Annotated in this window: 15 protein-coding genes and 2 pseudogenes; 4 read left to right on the top strand and 13 right to left on the bottom strand. The window is 61.8% G+C overall.

Annotated elements, in window-relative coordinates:
- Positions 1-27 precede the first annotated feature (27 nt).
- Complete coding sequence (locus BXE_RS40545; RefSeq protein WP_237712053.1) at positions 28-753, top strand: SDR family oxidoreductase; 726 nt, start codon at positions 28-30, stop codon at positions 751-753.
- Positions 754-796: 43 nt separating this feature from the next.
- Positions 797-1552 (top strand): SDR family NAD(P)-dependent oxidoreductase, encoded by a 756-nt coding sequence (locus BXE_RS40540; protein WP_011493947.1) that lies wholly within the window; start codon positions 797-799, stop codon positions 1550-1552.
- A 437-nt stretch (positions 1553-1989) separates the two neighbouring features.
- Here BXE_RS40540 and BXE_RS40535 read toward each other — a convergent pair whose 3' ends face one another.
- From BXE_RS40535 to BXE_RS47655, 3 genes and pseudogenes are all read right to left on the bottom strand, one after another.
- A complete protein-coding gene (locus BXE_RS40535; protein WP_011493945.1) occupies positions 1990-2616 on the bottom strand; it encodes a tyrosine-type recombinase/integrase in 627 nt (208 codons plus the stop codon).
- 416 nt (positions 2617-3032) lie between these two features.
- Entirely contained in the window at positions 3033-3764 is a 732-nt protein-coding gene (locus BXE_RS40530; protein ID WP_011493944.1) for a DUF5677 domain-containing protein, read from the bottom strand.
- Positions 3765-3891: 127 nt separating this feature from the next.
- Positions 3892-4080: pseudogene (locus BXE_RS47655) on the bottom strand (integrase); the annotation flags it as partial.
- A gap of 156 nt (positions 4081-4236) precedes the next feature.
- On the opposite strand from BXE_RS47655, the gene BXE_RS40520 reads away from it, so the two are divergent.
- The gene (locus tag BXE_RS40520; protein WP_011493943.1) at positions 4237-5010 is read left to right on the top strand and encodes a hypothetical protein; all 774 of its coding nucleotides are present in this window, start codon (positions 4237-4239) and stop codon (positions 5008-5010) included.
- Here the strand turns inward: BXE_RS40520 and BXE_RS40515 are convergent.
- The 3 genes from BXE_RS40515 to BXE_RS40505 form a co-directional block, all read right to left on the bottom strand.
- Positions 5007-5609 (bottom strand): hypothetical protein, encoded by a 603-nt coding sequence (locus BXE_RS40515; RefSeq protein WP_011493942.1) that lies wholly within the window; start codon positions 5607-5609, stop codon positions 5007-5009. The two genes, BXE_RS40520 and BXE_RS40515, sit on opposite strands and share 4 nt — an antisense overlap.
- The gene (locus BXE_RS40510) at positions 5606-6337 is read right to left on the bottom strand and encodes a hypothetical protein (RefSeq protein ID WP_049782447.1); all 732 of its coding nucleotides are present in this window, start codon (positions 6335-6337) and stop codon (positions 5606-5608) included. The genes BXE_RS40515 and BXE_RS40510 overlap by 4 nt, the downstream gene beginning before the upstream one ends.
- A 776-nt stretch (positions 6338-7113) precedes the next feature.
- A protein-coding gene (locus BXE_RS40505; RefSeq protein ID WP_095211919.1) for an IS3 family transposase occupies positions 7114-8654 on the bottom strand; the annotation gives its coding sequence in 2 pieces (ribosomal slippage) (positions 7114-7196 and positions 7196-8654; 1542 coding nt in all).
- Positions 8655-8699: 45 nt separating this feature from the next.
- Here BXE_RS40505 and tnpC point away from each other — a divergent pair.
- Positions 8700-9833 (top strand): annotated as a pseudogene (gene tnpC / locus BXE_RS40500) (IS66 family transposase); the annotation flags it as partial.
- Between the two features lie 290 nt (positions 9834-10123).
- Here the strand turns inward: tnpC and BXE_RS40490 are convergent.
- The 7 genes from BXE_RS40490 to BXE_RS40460 form a co-directional block, all read right to left on the bottom strand.
- Positions 10124-11215, bottom strand: a complete 1092-nt coding sequence (locus BXE_RS40490) for a porin (protein ID WP_011493938.1) — start codon at positions 11213-11215, stop codon at positions 10124-10126.
- Between the two features lie 31 nt (positions 11216-11246).
- On the bottom strand, positions 11247-12209 hold the full coding sequence (locus BXE_RS40485; RefSeq protein WP_011493937.1) for a PDR/VanB family oxidoreductase: 963 nt from the start codon (positions 12207-12209) through the stop codon (positions 11247-11249).
- Positions 12210-12289: 80 nt separating this feature from the next.
- Positions 12290-13618: a cytosine deaminase gene (locus BXE_RS40480; protein WP_011493936.1), complete on the bottom strand. Its 1329-nt coding sequence runs from the start codon at positions 13616-13618 to the stop codon at positions 12290-12292.
- A 1-nt stretch (position 13619) separates the two neighbouring features.
- The gene (locus tag BXE_RS40475) at positions 13620-14516 is read right to left on the bottom strand and encodes an ABC transporter permease (RefSeq protein ID WP_011493935.1); all 897 of its coding nucleotides are present in this window, start codon (positions 14514-14516) and stop codon (positions 13620-13622) included.
- On the bottom strand, positions 14513-15343 hold the full coding sequence (locus BXE_RS40470; RefSeq protein ID WP_011493934.1) for an ABC transporter ATP-binding protein: 831 nt from the start codon (positions 15341-15343) through the stop codon (positions 14513-14515). Before BXE_RS40470 ends, BXE_RS40475 begins: the two co-directional genes overlap by 4 nt.
- A 5-nt stretch (positions 15344-15348) precedes the next feature.
- The gene (locus tag BXE_RS40465; RefSeq protein WP_011493933.1) at positions 15349-16359 is read right to left on the bottom strand and encodes an ABC transporter substrate-binding protein; all 1011 of its coding nucleotides are present in this window, start codon (positions 16357-16359) and stop codon (positions 15349-15351) included.
- A 38-nt stretch (positions 16360-16397) separates the two neighbouring features.
- Positions 16398-17822 carry an FAD-binding oxidoreductase gene (locus tag BXE_RS40460; protein ID WP_011493932.1) on the bottom strand — a complete coding sequence of 475 codons (1425 nt, stop codon included), beginning with the start codon at positions 17820-17822 and terminating at the stop codon, positions 16398-16400.
- Positions 17823-17970 lie beyond the last annotated feature (148 nt).

Here is a 17970-nt window from a genome sequence, read left to right as displayed (position 1 = left end):
TCCTCGCTACATGGGAAGTTCGCGCTTGTGACCGGCGGCGCACGCGGTCTCGGCCTCGAGATTGCCCAGCAGCTTGCAACGCTGGGCGCGCACGTCATCATCGGCGCACGAGACACGGCGAAGGCCGAGGCGGTCGCCACCGAGTTGCGCAACCTGGGCCATGCAGTATCCGCGCTCAAGCTCGACGTCACGAGCGATGAGGATCGGCAGGCGGCCTACGCCGAAATCGACAGAGCGCACGGCAGGCTCGACATTCTGATCAATAACGCCGGAATTTTGCTGGATAGCCCCGACGGCGGCACACCAGCTACCCGACAGCCGAGCGAGGCACTGCCCAACGTGGTGCGCGACACCTTTGAGGCGAACTTCTTTGCTCCCGTTTTTCTAACACAAACCCTGCTGCCGCTGATTCGGCGGTCGAGTGCTGGCCGGATCGTGAACGTGTCGAGCATCAGAGGGTCGCTCGCACATCTATCCGATCCGTGCTCGCCGGTCTACCCGATCCGGGCTCTCGGCTATGACACATCCAAGGCCGCGCTCAACGCCTTCACTATTTTGATCGCCGCGGAACTGCGAGACACGCCGATCAAGATCAATGCGGTTCATCCCGGCTGGCTGCGAACCAGCATGGGCGGTGAACGGGCAAACATGAGCGCAGAGGACGGTGCGCACGCCGTCGTGAAGTACGCCAGCCTTGGTGAAGACGGCCCCACCGGCGGCTTCTTCTTCCTCGATGAACGGCTGCCGTGGTGAACGAGAACCTCCCACCCTCCAATCAACAAAAAAGGAATCTGAAATGAGCAGGAAACTCGCTGGAAAGGTTGCCCTCGTCACGGGTGGATCGCGCGGGCTCGGTGCGGCGACCGCTGCCGCGCTGGCCGATCAGGGCGCGGACATCGCCATCAGCTATGTCGCTTCCGGGGAAAAGGCATTGGCCGTCATTGAAAGCATCAAAGCGAAGGGCGTGCGTGCCATTGCGATCAAGGCCGATCAGGGCGATCCGGCCGCCGCGGAACCGATGGTGCGCGAAGTGCTGTCGAAGCTCGGAAAGCTCGACATCCTGGTCAACAACGCTGCCGTTGCACTGCAAGGCAAAACCATCGACGACCCCGCCATCGACAATGCGGCAATGGATCGGCAATGGGCCATCAACACCTTTGGCGTGATCGCCAACATTCGTGCCGCCGCCAAGGTGCTGCCCGAGGGTGGTCGCATCATCTCCATCGGTTCGGGCCTCGGCACACGCATCGCATTCCCCGGCACCGCCGACTATGCCGCCACGAAGGCTGCGGTGGTCGGTTACTCCAAGGGAGCCGCGCGTGATCTCGGCGGCCGGAACATTACCGTCAACGTCGTCCAGGCCGGGATGATGGACACCGACATGGCTGCCGGATCGAAGGGCAAGCTGCCTCCGATCATCATGGAAAGCCATGCCATCCACCGCTTCGCCGAATTGAGCGAGGTCGCTGCAGCCGTCGTCTTTCTGGCGGGGCCGGATGCCGGTTTTATAACCGGCTCCGTCATTGATGTGAACGGCGGCTTCACTGCCTGACCGGCACAGGATCGTCGAGACTAGGCCGGTCAGGAGATCGCACGCTGTAAATCTGAGCGTCCAGCCGACATGGACGGTACGGCTGCGGTTTCCGGTCAACGTGATGGTGAACCCGGACCTGGTGCTGCGGCCAAAGCGCTTCATACCGTTGCCAGCGCACAGGGTACTCATGAATTCGCAGCGCGGTGGGAAGGTCAAGGCGCTCCGCTCCCAAGAATACTACCGGCTACCGATCTGACTGAACGGTTGGTACGCAAGTGGCAGGAAGAAAGTTCTCGATAGTGGTGACCAGTTTGAATAAGGCTGCATTCGTTAGAGAGCTAACTTATTGTCAATGGCCGCTGAGCGCTGAGCAACCGCCGTTCGAATGACTTGATGCCGACACGAGTGAATGCCTCTTCATGGCCGGCAAGCGACCGCTCGCCGGCCGAGGCACATCAAACCTCGGTTTGCTCTGCCATCTCAAGGGCATCGTCGACCTCGATGCCGAGGTAGCGAACCGTGCTTTCCAGCTTCGTATGCCCGAGCAGCAGCTGTACCGCCCGAAGATTCTTCGTTCGCCGGTAGATCAGTGAAGCCTTTGTGCGCCGCATAGTGTGGGTACCGTATGCGGTATCGTCGAGACCAATCGATGCGACCCAGCGATGCACCATCCGAGCGTATTGCCGGGTCGACAGATGCGGCGACGTATGCAACCGGCTCGGAAACAGAAAATCCGCCTCCTTCAGTCCTCGCGCTTCGATCCATGCTTCGAGGCTCTCGCGGGTCTGTTCCGTGATCTCGAATTGGACCGGCCGCTGGGTCTTCTGCTGCATGACGGTGGCCCTCGCTGCCACGTGGCTTCCGTGATGGACGTCCCGCACCTGCAATCGCGTGAGATCGCACGCTCGAAGCTTGCTATCGATTGCGAGATTGAACATCGCAAGCTCACGGACGTTCGACGCCATCTGAAGCCTCGTCCGGATCGCCCAAATTTCTCGGAGCTTTAGCGGCGGCTTCTGCCCGGTAAGTTTGCCCTTGTTCCATGGCACACGATGGCTAACGGCGACATTCTCGGGTTTCATGACAATCTCCTTTCAAACAACGGGAGATTGAGTGTGCGCCTACGGACGGTCGCTACCCGACCCAGTGTGGCCGTTCGCCATATACCACTCAACGGCGGCAATGCAGCGAATATCGGACGCAACATCCCCACGATTTTTGGGGACCGGTGCCCAAACAGAGCGGCATCTTTCGGTCCAGCGGCCTTCTGGAATTGCGCGATTCGGCTGCAGGTCAAGACCCCGACGTTCTCACGCGAATGTGATAACTCATGAAACCGTCACTAACTGCAGCACGCGCTCGACGTGCCGGTATTCGAGGGAAACGACTAGTCGCTCTGGATACCCGTGTGCTCTCGGGAATTCAAGCATGATGTTGAACTTGCTGAGCTGGTGTGTGGGCTCATCGACCCACTCCATGTTATACGGGTAACCGACACCTACTCGACGAGTGCCTGCGCTGTGCTCCATGTTGCGTCGGCAGCGTCGATTACTTCCCGCAGCTCGGCGTCGGTCAGGTCGGTGTAGTGCGATGCCGTCACAACCGCTTGGCACAAAATGCTGACGGCCACATTCAGCAGGCTGGCAGTTAGCGCATTCGGCGCTTCGACATGGTAGCGAAGCTCGAAACGGTCAGCATGACGCGCCAACAATGTTGTGAGTTGGTTATGTGCGAACGAGCAAAAGACGCGGTAGGCCACGTATGTAGACAAGATCTTTGCTCTCTTGAATCGCTGGTACACGTCGAGCTTGCCATAGCCCTTTGCTTCCAACTCATCACGCACCGGTTCCGCAACGGCTTTCCATCTGGCCAATGTTTCCTGCGCGTCCACGTTGCCCTGCATCTCGGGGTCCGCGGCATATTCAGTGAACAACACGACATCGGCACGCGCGTTGTCGTACCTGATCTGGTCGACGAATGCAGGATCGCTTACTAGGTTTAGCAGATTCGCATGTCCCTCTAGCATTGAACGCACCGTGACTGGTGCATGGGACGAGAAGCCGCCCTCTATCAAATGCAGGGTCGCCGCAAACTGCTCGGCGATCGTCAGACACAGCGTTGCAGCGACGCGATGTTCGCCACTATCCTGCACGCGTCCACGCAACAGCAGCCCGTCGATTTGTGCCTTTATATCGTGCGCGGCCACAAGCATTGCGGGTATGTTCGGCATTGCGTTCCCCTGTCGCGCGTGGCGGATCCATTCGGCGTCGAATATACGCCGAACTTCGGCATTTGATGAAACTAATCGACGGTCCCTCGGTGGCCGACGAGCGCCTCTTCGCCGATCGCAGTGCACGTCATACTTCCGTTTGTTTGGCCATCTCGAGTGCGTCGTTGACCTCGATCCCGAGAGAAGGCCCACGGTACTCTCGAGCCTCGTGTGTCCCAGTAGTATCTGCACCGCAGGCAGGCTTGGTGCGGCGATATATCAGTGATGCCTTCGTGCGACGCATCGTGTGCGTGCCGTACGTCGAGTCGTCCAGCCCGAACCAGTCTGAACCTCCGCCGTGCGGACGCTGTTCGTGGAGACCCGATTCTGCCAGTCGACTCGTTGGAGTAGCAAGGGCTGATATACACCTGTGCGGTTTTCGTTTTTCAGAATGCAGGCGTGGTAGATTTGTCAAACCACATAGGAGACCAGCATGGGGAAGCTTCAGGTTGAGCACTTCGAAATCTCTCACGATGTATGGAATACGGAGTCAGAAGAGACACGCTATGCCGTGCTCCTGCTTGGACACATCTTCAACGAAGTGATGACCCTACAGAAGCTGGCTATAGTCTCTACACCACATCCCGGCGATCCTGAAACGCCGGAGAAAATAGGCCGGGTTTCACGGACACTGTTCATAACCCGCATGCTTAGCGGCAAGCTGCACGAAGCGAAAGAGCGAATCAACAAGCCCGAAATGAACAGTTTTCTGCGCGAACGGTGCTATCCGCACATGCCGAACGGCATGGGTGAAACACTAAAACGCACATTCAACAAGATGGCAGGCGACTGCAAATGGCTATCGGATGCACGAAACTCGCATGCCATGCACTATCCAAGTCTCAACGATTTTCGGCCAGCGATGGAACAGATGAAGACTACGGATAGCAGCTACGTGTTCCTCAGGGACCGCGTTGCGGGGAACTACCTATATCAGACGTCTGCGGAAGTCGCGGTTCAGGCCTATCACATGGAGTCGGACGATGAATGGACCGAGGCCGTACGGAAGATGACGAACACCGTTAATGAGCTTTCGACTGCGCTCGTGGAATTCATCGTTGAGAATTTGAATGCTTATCTCGGAAGTCTGTACGCGAAGCACAAGGACACACAAGCGAAAATAGAAAGCGCCGAGCCGTTCGACGCTCCGCCAATACGCGGATTTCATCTGCCTTACTTCTATACGACAGATGCCCCACCCGCTTAATCATCGTCGGTAGGTAGAACGGTAGCCTTGACTACCACAGAGAACGCTGTGATCTCACCCCAATCGGGAAACTGGTCACCCTGCTGCAACCACATGTGGCGGGCAGCATTGTGCATATCCAGCAAAAACCGATGGTAGCGTGTGAAGAAGTCGGAAAGATTCAACGTATAGCGTTGGTGCTTGGCGTGACCGTTTGTCGTGTTGCGAGCCGTACGAAACGCCTTCGCGAACTCAATCAGCACCGGGAAGGGTTCGAAAGGGCGTGCGCCGAAGGCATGTTGGTTGTATGCCTGCCGCCTCACTCGTATGGCTCGATCAGCATGAGAAGCAATCAGTCGGTCGGCTTCATCGTTCTTCGGCTGAAATGACGTGTCGTGAAAGTCTCGCTGCGCACATGCGATGTTGAACTCGTACAGATGATGGATGAACCGGGCGTAGGCGTTATACGCCGCGTAGGACAAGCGCCTATCATCGCCCGTCGCCATCATCTGCTCACGCAAGCGTGCGAACTCGTGTAAGGCATCATCGCAACGAAGATACTCGTGACTGATCGTCGCGCACAAGGCGCGGTCTGTATCATCTCCCGCCGTGAACTTCATTGTTCGACTCCTGTCGAGTCGAACGGTGCTCGATAGCTAGGATGCCCCGGAGTGGATTCACCTCTCACACTCTCCCAAAAGAACCGGGCATAGGTTTCGTAGACGCCTTGCGTATCGTTCATATCGAGTGCCGTAGCGTGAACGGCATGAAGCAAGCATTCCACGATAGTGCGGGTGTCTCGATAGAAAGCCTCGATTTCGTCGTCCCTTGCGTCTTTGCCCTTCACACGTTGGGGTGCGAGTTGGTTGTGAGCCAGCATCGTGTTTCTGAGCACATGAAGATGCTGCATGACGTGCGAGGCTTCACCCTTCTTCCAGTACTTGTCGAACAGATCGCCCGCTTTCTCGATGTAATCGGTACAGGAACCGGCAATATGCTCGGCCAGTATCTTGTCGAATGCATTCGACCCCGTGCGGTCCTTTGTGCGCTTCTCAATCAGCGCATCGAGAACAGCGGGGATGCGCAACGCTTCGAAGGTACGCCGGAGACTCAAAGATTTTTGCTGATCGTCCCAGACTCGCAGCAGGGCCAAAAGCATTTCACGCCGTAGAGCCTGCCGAATCACTACGAAGGTTCCCGCCGCGAACGAATTCCCCATGCGCATGTGCAGTTCTTCGTCGTATGCCATGGGTCGCCACGACTCATGAAAAGCAATCGCCCTGCTAGCCTCATCCATGGCGGCGTTAACTTGCGCTTCTATCTCGGCAATGACCTTGGCGGAATCCATTTCGGTGTCTGGTCGTGGGACTGATGCAATCATAAGCCATGCGGAAACGAGCACCGAACCCTGACACCCTTGTCATCCTGCTGTTCGGTGCAATTAAAATCTAACCGATCAAACCTAAGGGCCGATATGGACAAGCTAAAAATCGTCGGATGGCTGATTGGCTCACTCGGTGGGAGAGCCGTTGTCGTCGGTGAGGTAGGACTCGAACCTACGACCCTCTGATCCAAAAATCACGCGTGCTACTGCCTGATGGGCGGTTGATGGCTCATTAGCAGTCGTTCGCCGACAATGCGTGAGAGACCGCTCATGGCCGATCTTTGCCCGACGCCGAGCATCCCCGCATTGCCTACGCCCACATCAAGCAAAAGGCCGTAGGCGACCCACAACCGCCTTTCGATCCGCCGCGAGGCCTATGGCGGGTTGTAAACTGGAACGGCCATTCACGCGGCATATCGGCCGGTAAGTTGTTGGGGACGATAAACGTCGGCAATGCGGCTCATTGTTACCCTTGGACACATCGAGCAGCCGGGCTGCAGTTTCCTGCGTCGCTAACTCACCCTCCCGTCTCTCCGTAAGCGTGCCCTAGTCATGTCGGGGCTATTTAGCCTTGTTTCACCAGATCACACACCAGCTGCTCTGTTCCTTATTCGCTATCATGCGCGAAATATCATCAATCGAGGGCGAGAAGTGAACGGGCAATGGTTAGGTATGAAACACATGAATCCAGGGTTGGTGCAGCGGGACTCAAACGGGTGCGGCTAAATTCTTGGACTGATTTATGCCGCGATTCCAAGACTTTGCCGGTATTCGATAGGGCTGAGGGAGCCGAGCGAGACCTTGATCCGTTTTGCGTTGTACCGCGGATGTACGAGTCAACGATCTCGATGAATTGATCGATGGTCGTGGCACGCCAATCACGAGGATAGAACAAGTCCGTCTTGAGTCGCCCGAAGAAGCCTTCGCAGGCCGCATTGTCCGGCGAACATCCCTTGCGCGACATCGAGCGAGTCAGTCTGGCAGCCTGCATATGCGAGAGCCATCCTGGCCAGCGATAGTGCGCACCACGATCCGAGTGAACTACGGGCCGCTCCATGCAGCCAGCCATTGATTCGATTGCCGAATCCAGCATGGTGTTGACGAGCTCGGCGTCCGGCCGCGTACCGATTGACCAGCTCACAACGAGACCATCGAAGCAGTCGATAACCGGCGACAGATACACTTTGCCAGCCGGGATTTGGAATTCGGTAAGGTCCGTGAGCCATTTCTGATTAGGAACAGCGGCGTAGAAGTCACGATTGATGATGTTCTCCGGCGCAGGACTAATTTCTCCACGATAGAAGCCGTAGCGACGTCGCTTTGTCGTGGCGGCGGCCAGACCTTCCTGTCGCATCAAGCGACGCACTACCTTCTCCGAAATGAAGACCTGTTGCCTGATCAATGCCGCGCGAATCCGACGATAACCGTAGCAACGGTGATTGAGTTCGAAGATGTCCGCGATGGCGCGCCGCGCGTCATCATGCCTATCAGCAACCGACAGCCGTGCACGGTGATAGAAGTAAGAGCTACGGGCAAGACCCAAAGCGGCTAGCAATTCTGGCAACGCATAGGTTTGTTTCAGGGCATCAATCAGCATTGTCTTCTCCCGGTTGCTCAGGAGTTGCGGGTTGATGCCCATTCCTTTTTTTATCAGTTCGTTCGCCTTCTTCAGGATATCGTGCTCAAGCTGCAGCTGTCGGATGTCGCGTCGAAGCGATTCGACTTGTTGTTCCAGCTCCGCACGCTCATGGTCCGATGCTGGTTTCTTTTTGCGTTTCATAGATGCCAGAACCTCTCGACCGAGTAGCTGATTCTTCCAGTTATACAGCGTTGGCCGGCTTACACCGGCTTTCTCGGCAACCACGCGTGCGCTTTGCTCTCTGGTGCACAGTTCAATGACTGCTGCCTGCTTCACCCTCTGTGATTTTGGAACGCTTCCAACGGCTCGGCCAACAATACGTTTGCTGATTTCTGGACACAATTCTTCAATCCAGATCGCAAGCGTCTCGCGACTCGGATAACCCAAAGCCCTCAAAGTTGCGGCAGCACAGCGCCCATGGCTCAAATAATGATCGATGGCCACCTTCTTCTGATCATCAGAATACCTCAGCCTTGAACGGACATAGCCCGCCCGTAGATCGTGGCACTGCTCGTATTCGCGATGCCAGGCCTTGAGAGAATTTTTGGTCGGGTAGCCCAGCTGCCGAATGGTAGCTCCGATGCGCTTGCCCAGCTTCAAGCAAAGTCGAACCGCTCGAATGCGATCTTCGTATGAGAACATGAACTACCTCCAGGTAGTCCAAGATTTTGTCCGCACCCCCCAATGTTCAAGGTGATTCGCACGATTCGGCGCAAGGCAGTCTGCACCTGCTGCAATCACTTCTCGCAGCCGCCGATGCCGGGTCTGCCGATTGAGCGCAGCATCGCGCATCCGAGCCTGCTGGCCGACATCCTCGTCTCGAAGTTCGCTGACCATCAACCGCTGTACCGACAGTCGGCGATTGCCGCACGCGACGGCGTGAAGCTCGACCCTGCCAGCATGGGGCGCTGGGTCGGCCAGTGCGAGGCCCTGTGCGAGCCGTTGACCGAAGCGCTGCGGATCTACACGATGGCATCCTTCAAGCTGCACGCGGATGACACGCCGATTCCGGTGCTTGCACCGGGCAACAGGAAGACCCGCACGGGGCGCCTGTGGGTCTACGTTCGCGACGATACCCGATCGGGCTCAACGGAACCGGCTGCAGTCTGGTTTGCCTACTCGCCTGACCGCAAAGGCATTCATCCACAGACTCATCTCGCCGGATTCAAGGGCATCCTGCAGGCCGACGCTTACGGCGGCTTCAACGAGCTATATGCGGGTGGCAAGATCCGCGAAGCCGCGTGCTGGGATCACGCGAGACGGTACATATACGACGTTCACGTCCGTACGCCGACCGATGCGACAAGGCACGTACTCGAGCTGATCGGCGAACTCTATGGTATTGAAGCTGACATCCGCGGCAAGCCAGCCGTCGAACGGTTGCACGTACGGCAGCAGAGGAGCGTCGCGGTGCTCGCAGCCATCAAGGCGTGGATGGCGGACAAGATCGCAACGCTGTCGACGAAGTCTGAACTGGCCAAGGCAATACGCTACTCGCTCAATCAATGGGACGCGCTCGTTCTGTACTGCGAAGACGGGCGCGTTGAGATCAGCAACGCCCTTGCCGAAAACGCCCTGCGCTGCGTGAGCCTGGGAAGGAAGAACTTCCTGTTTGCAGGCTCCGACAGCGGAGGTGAACGGGCCGCCGCAATGTACGGCCTGATCGGGACATGCAAGCTGAACGACATTAACCCGCGCGCCTACCTCGAATACGTCCTGACCCACATCGCTGACCACAAGATCAATCGCATCGACGAACTGCTGCCCTGGAACGTGGCCAACAAGTTGACCACGCAACCCACTCCGCCGCCCACAGTCTGATCTCCCGGCGGTCTTCCGGAAACTATCCGTTACCCTCAGCGCGCCATCACTATCGTGCCTCATGCGTGCGAGACATCGCGAACGGCCCACGCGAGGCGCTTACTATGAATTTAAGTGAGAGCGCGGCGCGCGGTCGCCGGGCGGCGCGTCGTCGTCGGCCTCGCTCTCGCGCACGAAGCTTCGATGCCGGCCCACGATCGACCCGGCATGCGGTCCATGCTCGCGCCCGTGCCCGGCGGCCGGACCGCTTCCGCTCCGATCGCGCGGGCCGGAGCGGCTTCGCGAGCCGGCTAGAAACGTGTGCGCAGCCCGACGCCCGTGGTGTAGCCGCTCGACGTGTTGGTCAGATGGTCGTACATGTAGTTCGCGTACAGGTCCGTGCGTTTGGACAGCGGGTAGTCGTAGCCGATCGTGGCCGTCTGTCGCGTCAGGTCGAGCCCGCCGGCGTTGCGCGAATACCCCCATGATGCGAGCACGCGTCCGAGTCCCACGGGCACGGCCGCGCCCGCCTGATACGAGTTCACGTGGAAGCTGTCGGCCGTGCGGTCGTTGCCGGTCCACGTGTACTCGCCGTACAGCTTCACGAAGCCGAAGTCGTACCACGTCGCGATTTCGGCGACCGACTGACTCTTCTCGCCCGCGATGAAATGCGCGAGGTCGCCCGGCGTGCTGCTGAAGTTCAGGTATTGATAAACCCCGCTGATGCTCCACGCGCCGTGCGTGTACGCCATCTGCGCGGACCATTTCCTGCTGCCGTTCTCGCCCGCGGTATTGCCGAACGCATAAATGGCTTTACCAGTCAGGCCGTTGAAATCCGGTGTGGCGAACTGAATCGCGTTTGCCCATGCGGTGCCGCCGAACACGCCCTGGTCGGTCTTGAATGCCGGGTACGTTCCCACGCCCCCATACAGGTGATTGACGGTGGGCGAGAACGTGAAGGATGCATAGAACGGATTGAAGAGCGTGGACTGCAGATACAGCGGGCTGCTCTGCCGGCCGAACGTGAGCGCGCCGTACGTCGACGATTGCAGGCCGACGTAGGCGTTGCGCGAGAACATCGGGTCGCCGTCGAAGGAGCCGACCGCGCCATTGTTCGGCCGGAAGAAGCCTTCGATCGCGAAGACGGTCTGCAGACCGCCGCCCAGATCCTCCTTGCCGCCCAGGCCCCAGAACGATGTGGACATGCCGTTGCCCGCGGCGACGGCGGCGGAGGCCTGCGACGGCAGCTTCTGCACGCCGGCCCACATATCGACGATGCCGTAGAGCTGCACGCTCGACTGCGCATGCGCGGTGCCGGCGAGCGCGCATGCGCTGCCCGCCAGGGCGAAGCCGCCGAGCTCACGTAGCCAGCGGCGGTTGCGTCGTTGTAGCTGTGATTTCATGTTTTTCCTGTAGCGGTGAAGGGAGGGGAGGTTAGAGATCGAGGACGAGCCGGTGCGATTTCGCGCGCGAGCAACACGGCAGCATCTGCGTATGGCTCGCGCGTTCCTGCGGCGTCAGATAGAAGTCTTTGTGCTCGACTTCGCCTTCGAGTACGCGCGTGATGCAGGTGCCGCAGATGCCGTGCAGGCATGACGTGGGAATCGCGACGCCGTGCGCGGAGCAGACTTCGACGATCGTCTGCGACGGCGCGACTTGCACGACCTGGCCGCTCTTCGCAAGGACGACTTCGAAGCTGTTCGCGTTCGCGCCCGGTGTCGCGACGCCGGCGAAATACTCGAAGTGGATGCGGTCTTCGGACCAGTGCTGCGCGCGGGCCGTCGAAATCACCGCATCCATGAAGCCCTTCGGCCCGCAGACATAGACGTGCGTGTCGGGCGGCGCGGCTTCCAGCAATGGCATCAGTTCGAGCTTGCGCAGCGCGGGAGCATCGTCGTGATAGAGCGCGCAATGCGGTGCGAGCGCGCCGTGCGTCAGTTCGCGCAGAAATGCGGTGCGAGCGGCGGAACGTGTGCGGTAGTGCAGCGCGAAGCTCGCGCCGCGCGCATGCAGCGCCGATGCCATCGCGATCACTGGCGTAATGCCGATCCCGCCCGCGATCAGGATCGAATGACGTGCGTCCTCGCGCAGCGGGAAATGGTTCTTCGGTGCGCTGATCGACAGCTTGCCGCCTTCGAGCACGTCGTCGTGCATCGAAATCGAGCCGCCCCGGCTGGCCGAGTCGCGCAGCACCGCGATGCGGTAGTGGCCGTGCTCGTCGGCGAGATTGCACAGCGAGTATTGGCGCACGCAGCCCGACGGCGTATGCACGTCGATGTGCGCGCCGGGGCCGGCGGGCGGAAGCGGCGCGCCGTCGGCGGATTCAAGAATGAGGCTCGCGATGTCCGCCGCTTCGATACGTTTGCGGGCGACGCGAACGGCAATGAGTGGGTTCATGTCGTTCTACTTGAAAAGTAGTCCTTAGTTAATCGATCGGAGCAGCGCGGCGTGAACGGGCCGGGCGTCCTTTCAGGTCATCAGACCATCAGGTCGTCGAGCAGGCGGTAGTCGGGCAGCGTCGTGTCGATCGGCCTGCCGGCGCGCAGCACGACGCGGTCGAACTGATGCCTCGACAGCAACTCCGAATAGTCGCGGGCGCGCGTGACGATGACGTCCGCCGGCTCGCCTGCGGCGACGACGCCGCGCGGCCCGGCTTCGAGACCCATGATCTGCGCGGGCGTGCGCGTGGCTGCCGCGAGCCAGTCGCCGATCGGGTGATCGAGCTGCAGAATGCGCACCGCCTGCGTGAACGTGTCGAGCATGTCGTGATCGCCATAGGCGTAGAACGGATCGCGGCAGTTGTCGCCCGCTACCGCGACGCGCAGCCCGCGCGCGCGCATTTCGTGGAGCAGCGTGACGCCGCGCCAGGTCGGCGTCTTGCCCGGCGCGCGCGATTGCAGATACAGGTTGACCGTCGGCAGGCTCACGATGTCGATGCGCGCGGCGGCGAGCGCGTCGAGCGTCGCGTCGACATAGCGCTCGTCCTGCAACGCGAGCGAGCAGCAATGGCCGCACAGAACGCGTCCGTCGAAACGCTCGCGCCGCACGATGCGCGCGACTTCGGGCAGCATGCGGCTCGTGGGATCGGTCGACTCGTCGACATGCAGGTCCACGTCGAGACCGCGTTCGCTTGCGAGTCGCAAAAGACGCGTCATCGCCACGTCGAATTGCGGTGTGATTGGGTGATTCGGCAGCGTGCGAAAGCGCGCCACCGCGCCGAGCGTCGCGCCCGCGCGTTGCGCGGCGTCGGCGAGCGCGCGGGCCTCGTCGGTCAGGTAGACGTCGAGCGGAACGAGCACGTTCGCCTGCAGCGCGATGCGGCCGGCCCACGCGTCGCGCAGCGCTTCGAGCACCGGCAGCGAGATCGCGGCCTGCGGCGCGAGGCAATCGAGGTGGGTGCGGATGGCGACCACCCCGTGCGCCCACGCGGTCATCAGGCCGAACTCCATACGCCGCCGCACGTCCTCCGCGTTCCAGCGCGCCGTGCGGTCCACGCCGGTCGCGTGCGCAGCGCCCGGCACGTCGCCGGTGGGGTTCGGCTGGCGCGGCCAGATGTGGCCTTTGTCGAGGTGCGTGTGGCAATCGATCATGCCCGGCAGCACGAGCGACCGGCCGAGGTCGGGTCCGTCGGCCGCCGGCACGGTTCCGGCCGGCGCGACGGCGGCAATGCGGCCGTCTTCGATCAGCAGATCGGCTTCGACGAAATCGCCGCTATGCGCGGGCTGCGCGGTCGTGCAAGCGGGCACGCGCACGTTGCGCAGCGCGTAGCGGCGCACGTCCGGCACGGCAAAGAAGGTCGCGCTCAATTCAGTTCTCCCGTTTTACCGCGCTGTCGTGCCAGCGGCGCAACGCGAGATGCGACACGACCGACAGACAGACGAAAATGACGACGCCGCACATCGACACGAGAAACAGCGCGGCGAACATGCGCGGAATCTGCAACTGATAGCCCGATTCGAGAATGCGCGACGCGAGTCCGGACTTCGTGCCGCCGGTGCCGGCCACGAACTCCGCAACGACCGCGCCGATCAGCGAAAGGCCGCCGGAGATGCGCACGCCGGCAAGAAAATACGGCGCGGCGGAAGGCAGCCGCAAATAGCGCAGCGTTTGCCAGCGCGAGGCCTTGTAGAGCTGGAACAGATCGGCGAGGTTGTGATCGGCCGAGTTCAGGCCGAGCGTCGTGTTCGAGAGAATCGGAAAGAACGCGACGAGCCACGCGCAGACCAGCAGCGAGACCACGACGTTGTTCGCCCAGATGATGATGAGCGGCGCGATGGAGACGACGGGCGTGACCTGGAGTACGACGGCATACGGAAAGAACGCGAGCTCCATCCACTTCGACTGCGTGAAGAGAATCGCGAGCAGCAGCCCCACCACGATGGCGAGGCTCAGCGCGGCGAGCGAGATCGACAGCGTGATCCATAGCGCGCCCGCGAACGACGCCCAGTTGTCGATCAGCGCCCCGAAGATGTCGCTCGGCGCGGGCAGTATGAACGACGGCACACCGGCCGCGCGCACCACCGCTTCCCATAGCACGAGCAGCGCGATACCGGTCACGAGCGGCACACCGATCTTCGGCAGCAGCGCGCGCGGCACGCCGAGCACGCGCGGCGCGCGCACAGCCGATGCGGCGGACGCGGCGGCTTCATCGCGCGGCGCGGGCCTCGCGCTCGTGCAGGCGGTCATCGGTTGATCGACGTTCATGCCGGTTCTCCTTCGGTCATGCTGGCTTCCAGTGCGTGGGCGGCCTGCTCGCAGCACTCGGCGTAGTGTGTCGAGGTGCGGAAGCGCAGGTCGCGAGGATAGGGCGCGTCCACGGCGATTTCCGTCCAGATGCGTCCCGGCCGCGGTGCCAGCACGACGATGCGCTGCGAAAGAAAGACGCTTTCGAACACGGAGTGCGTGACGAAGACGACCGTGAAGTTCTCGCGCTGCCACAGCTCGAGCAGATCGTTGTTGAGTTTCAGCCGCGTGATTTCGTCGAGCGCGGCGAACGGTTCGTCCATCAGCAGGATGCGTGGGCGCGTGACGAGCGCCCGCGCAATCGAGACGCGCATCTTCATGCCGCCCGAAAGTTCGCGCGGCCACGCGCGCTCGAAGCCGGAGAGGCCGACGGAAGCCAGCGCCCGGCGTGCGCGTTCCTGCGCGTCGGCCTTCGGCACTTTCGCGAGCCGCAGCGGCAGGTCCACGTTGTTGATCACTCTGGCCCAGGGCATCAGTGTGGGCTCCTGAAACACGAAGGATACTTCCGGCATCTTGCCTCGCGCGTTGCCGGCTTCGTCGGGCCAGCGGATCGTGCCGGCGCTCGGCGTGCCGAGCCCCGCGATCATGCGCAGCAGCGTGCTCTTGCCGCAGCCCGACGAGCCGAGCAGCGAAACGAACTGATGGCGGCCGACCCGCAGGTCGATGCCCTGCAACGCGAGCGTGCCGGTCGAGAAGCGCTTCGATACGCGTTCGATTTCGAGCAGCGGCGCGCGGCCGTCTGCGAACGGTGCTGCGGCCAGCGAGGCGGCCGTTGTCGTCTGGTCCATGTCGTTCAGCCCAATCCCACGCGATGGTTGATGAATTGCAGCGTGTAGCCGCGCCGCACGTCGAGGCCCGGCGGCATCGCCTGCGCCGCGACCATGTCGTCGTAGAAGCCCTTCCAGCGCGCGTCGGTCATCGCGCCGAGCCCGAGCGTGTCGGCGTCGCCGGAGGCGACGATGCCGTACTTGCGCAGCGCGTCGTGGCAGTACGCGAGCTTCGCGTCGGTCATCTCCGGGTTGCCCTGCCTGATGAGCGCATTGGCGGGACCGGGGTCGCCGTGCAGATAGCTTTGCCAGCCCTTGATGGTCGCATCGACGAAGCGCTGGACCACATCGGGCTTGTCGGCGACGAGCTGCGGATGGGTGACCATCACGCCGTAGTAGTTGCGAAAACCGTGATCGGCCAGCAACTGCACGTTCACGTTGGCCCCCGCGCGCTGCATCTCGTAGGGATCGCTGGTGACGAAGCATTCGGTCGCGAGCGATCTGTCCGCGAGAAACGGCGCGAGGCTGCCGGTATAGGGGCGAAGCTGGTCGTCGGTATAGCCGTAGCGCGCCTTCAACCAGAGCCAGTAGCTTTGCCGGCCGATGGCCGAAACGAGTATCGGCTTGCCCTTCAGCGCCGCCAGCGTGTCCGCGCCCGTGCCGGCGTGCGAGGCGAGCGCGTGCGGCGAGCGCTGCCCGAACGCCGCCACCGCGACGGCGGGCAGCCCCTGGCGCACGAAGTTCAGCACGCGGAAGCTGTCGGAGTCGGCGAAGTCCGCGCGGCCCGCGAGAAAGAGCGCGTTGACGTTCATCTGCGCGGAGCCGGGGCGAATCTCCACGTCGAGCCCGGCCTGCCGGTACAGGCCGGTTGCGAGCGCCTGATAAAGCCCGCCCTTGTCCGGCTGCGGCAGCCAGCCGGTCTGATAGACGAGCTTTTCGGCGCCCTGCGCGCGCGCGTTGCCAATGAACGGCGCGCCCGCCAGCGCGGCGGCACCGGCGAGCAGCATCGCGCGACGGGAACGGCTGACTGCTTGCATGCGTAGCTCCTTGTTGGTGTAGTCGGATGAGGGCGGATTCAGCCGCGCGAGGCGCTCGTCTGCGGCGCGCTCGCGCCGTCGTACGACCAGCCCGTGGTAGGCAAGGCGAGGCCCGCGCCTTCCTTCGGCTCGATGTCGTCGGCTTCGAACTTGCCCGGATTCATCAGCCCATACGGGTCCATGCGGCGCTTGAAATCGGCGTCGCGCTCGTCGACATGCTTCATGCCGTTTTCCTTCACGAAGAACGTGTGATTGTTCGCGACCATCGCGCCGTCCTCGATCATGCCGCTGATCACGCCGGCCACCTGCGCCTCGTCGACGAAGCCGTAATACGGCGAGCCCTGGAACGCGATGCGGCCGCCGTAACGCTTCACTTCGAGATGCATGCCGCCGACGCCCTGGAAGCGCCGGTAGCTGCGCTCGACGGCGTCGATCAGGTTCGGGTCGAGATAGAGGCCGATGTTGTTGACGATGTCCGGCCGGGTCTTGTTGACCTGGATGCGCGCGTGGCCCCAGCCGAATTCCCACAGCGGTGCGCCGTACGGGCCTTGCCCTTCGGGCGCCTCGACGGCGATCGCGCCGCCCGCTTCGGTGACGAGTCCGCGAAAGCCTTCCATGCAGTGTTCGGCGATCATGCAGCGCACCATGCTGTGGCCGTCGCGGCCGAACGGCCGCATCGCCTCCATGTATTGCCAGTTCGGAAACTCGTCGATGGAGATGAGCTTCTTGATGAGACCGTCCGATGCCGCGAGCGCATACGCGAAGTGCACCGCGTCCATGAAGCCGCGGAAGTTGACGACCGCCTCCACCCAGGGCCAGGCGGGGGCGAGCGGCAGCTCCACCTCGGTGATGATGCCGTTCGTGCCGTACGCGTGATGCACGAGGTTCACGTCGTCGCCGCGCAGCTCGATCACCTGCGGCGCTTCCTCGACGCTCACGACTTCGAGCCCGAGGATATTGCCGCGATCGCGCAGGATGCCGTACGTGCAACTGCCGATGCCGGCATGGCCGCCGCCGATGTAGCCGGCAACGGTCGCCGCGCGCTTCGTGGACGAGTGCATGCGGATTTCCCATCCCGACGCCCGCGTGGTTGCGTCGATGTCGATGAGGCGCGTGCCGGCCTGCGCCCGCACGCGGCCCGGCTTCGTCCACAGCACCTGCGCCAGCGCGGTCATGTCGACGATGGCGCCGCCGCGCAGCGGCACGCCTTGCCCGAGGTTGCAGGTGCCCGCGCCGCGCATCATCAGCGGCATGCGTGTTCGCGCGGCGGCGCTGGCGATGCCCAGCACGTCGGCCTTGTCGCGCGGGCGCACGATCAGCTCGGCGACCTTGTCGGCGGCGTCGCGGCGGATGATCGGCGAGAAGCTCATCGACATGTCGCGGCTGCGGCGGCGGACGACGTCCGGATCGGAGATGACCGGCATGTCGCCCAGCCGCGCGATGAAACCCTGTACGTCATTCATGCAATACCTCCCGGGATGGTGTGTCTGGCAGCGTTGTCGCGAGACTGCCGCTCGTGCGGAGCAGCGTGGAGGCGCTGCGTGCCTCATGTGCGAATTGACTATAGGTGTCAAAAAAATATGCGTCAACTTTCACATAAATCGACGCGTG

Source organism: Paraburkholderia xenovorans LB400 (assembly GCF_000013645.1).
Classification (GTDB): Bacteria; Pseudomonadota; Gammaproteobacteria; order Burkholderiales; family Burkholderiaceae; genus Paraburkholderia; species Paraburkholderia xenovorans.
This window is presented reverse-complemented; position numbering and strand designations above follow the sequence as displayed.

Coding starts and splice junctions, on each gene's coding strand:
- BXE_RS40540 (WP_011493947.1), top strand. CDS start 797: ATGAGCAGGAAACTCGCTGGAAAGGTTGCCCTCGTCACGGGTGGATCG.
- BXE_RS40535 (WP_011493945.1), bottom strand. CDS start 2,616: ATGAAACCCGAGAATGTCGCCGTTAGCCATCGTGTGCCATGGAACAAG.
- BXE_RS40530 (WP_011493944.1), bottom strand. CDS start 3,764: ATGCCGAACATACCCGCAATGCTTGTGGCCGCGCACGATATAAAGGCA.
- BXE_RS40520 (WP_011493943.1), top strand. CDS start 4,237: ATGGGGAAGCTTCAGGTTGAGCACTTCGAAATCTCTCACGATGTATGG.
- BXE_RS40515 (WP_011493942.1), bottom strand. CDS start 5,609: ATGAAGTTCACGGCGGGAGATGATACAGACCGCGCCTTGTGCGCGACG.
- BXE_RS40510 (WP_049782447.1), bottom strand. CDS start 6,337: ATGGATTCCGCCAAGGTCATTGCCGAGATAGAAGCGCAAGTTAACGCC.
- BXE_RS40490 (WP_011493938.1), bottom strand. CDS start 11,215: ATGAAATCACAGCTACAACGACGCAACCGCCGCTGGCTACGTGAGCTC.
- BXE_RS40485 (WP_011493937.1), bottom strand. CDS start 12,209: ATGAACCCACTCATTGCCGTTCGCGTCGCCCGCAAACGTATCGAAGCG.
- BXE_RS40475 (WP_011493935.1), bottom strand. CDS start 14,516: ATGAACGTCGATCAACCGATGACCGCCTGCACGAGCGCGAGGCCCGCG.
- BXE_RS40470 (WP_011493934.1), bottom strand. CDS start 15,343: ATGGACCAGACGACAACGGCCGCCTCGCTGGCCGCAGCACCGTTCGCA.
- BXE_RS40465 (WP_011493933.1), bottom strand. CDS start 16,359: ATGCAAGCAGTCAGCCGTTCCCGTCGCGCGATGCTGCTCGCCGGTGCC.
- BXE_RS40460 (WP_011493932.1), bottom strand. CDS start 17,822: ATGAATGACGTACAGGGTTTCATCGCGCGGCTGGGCGACATGCCGGTC.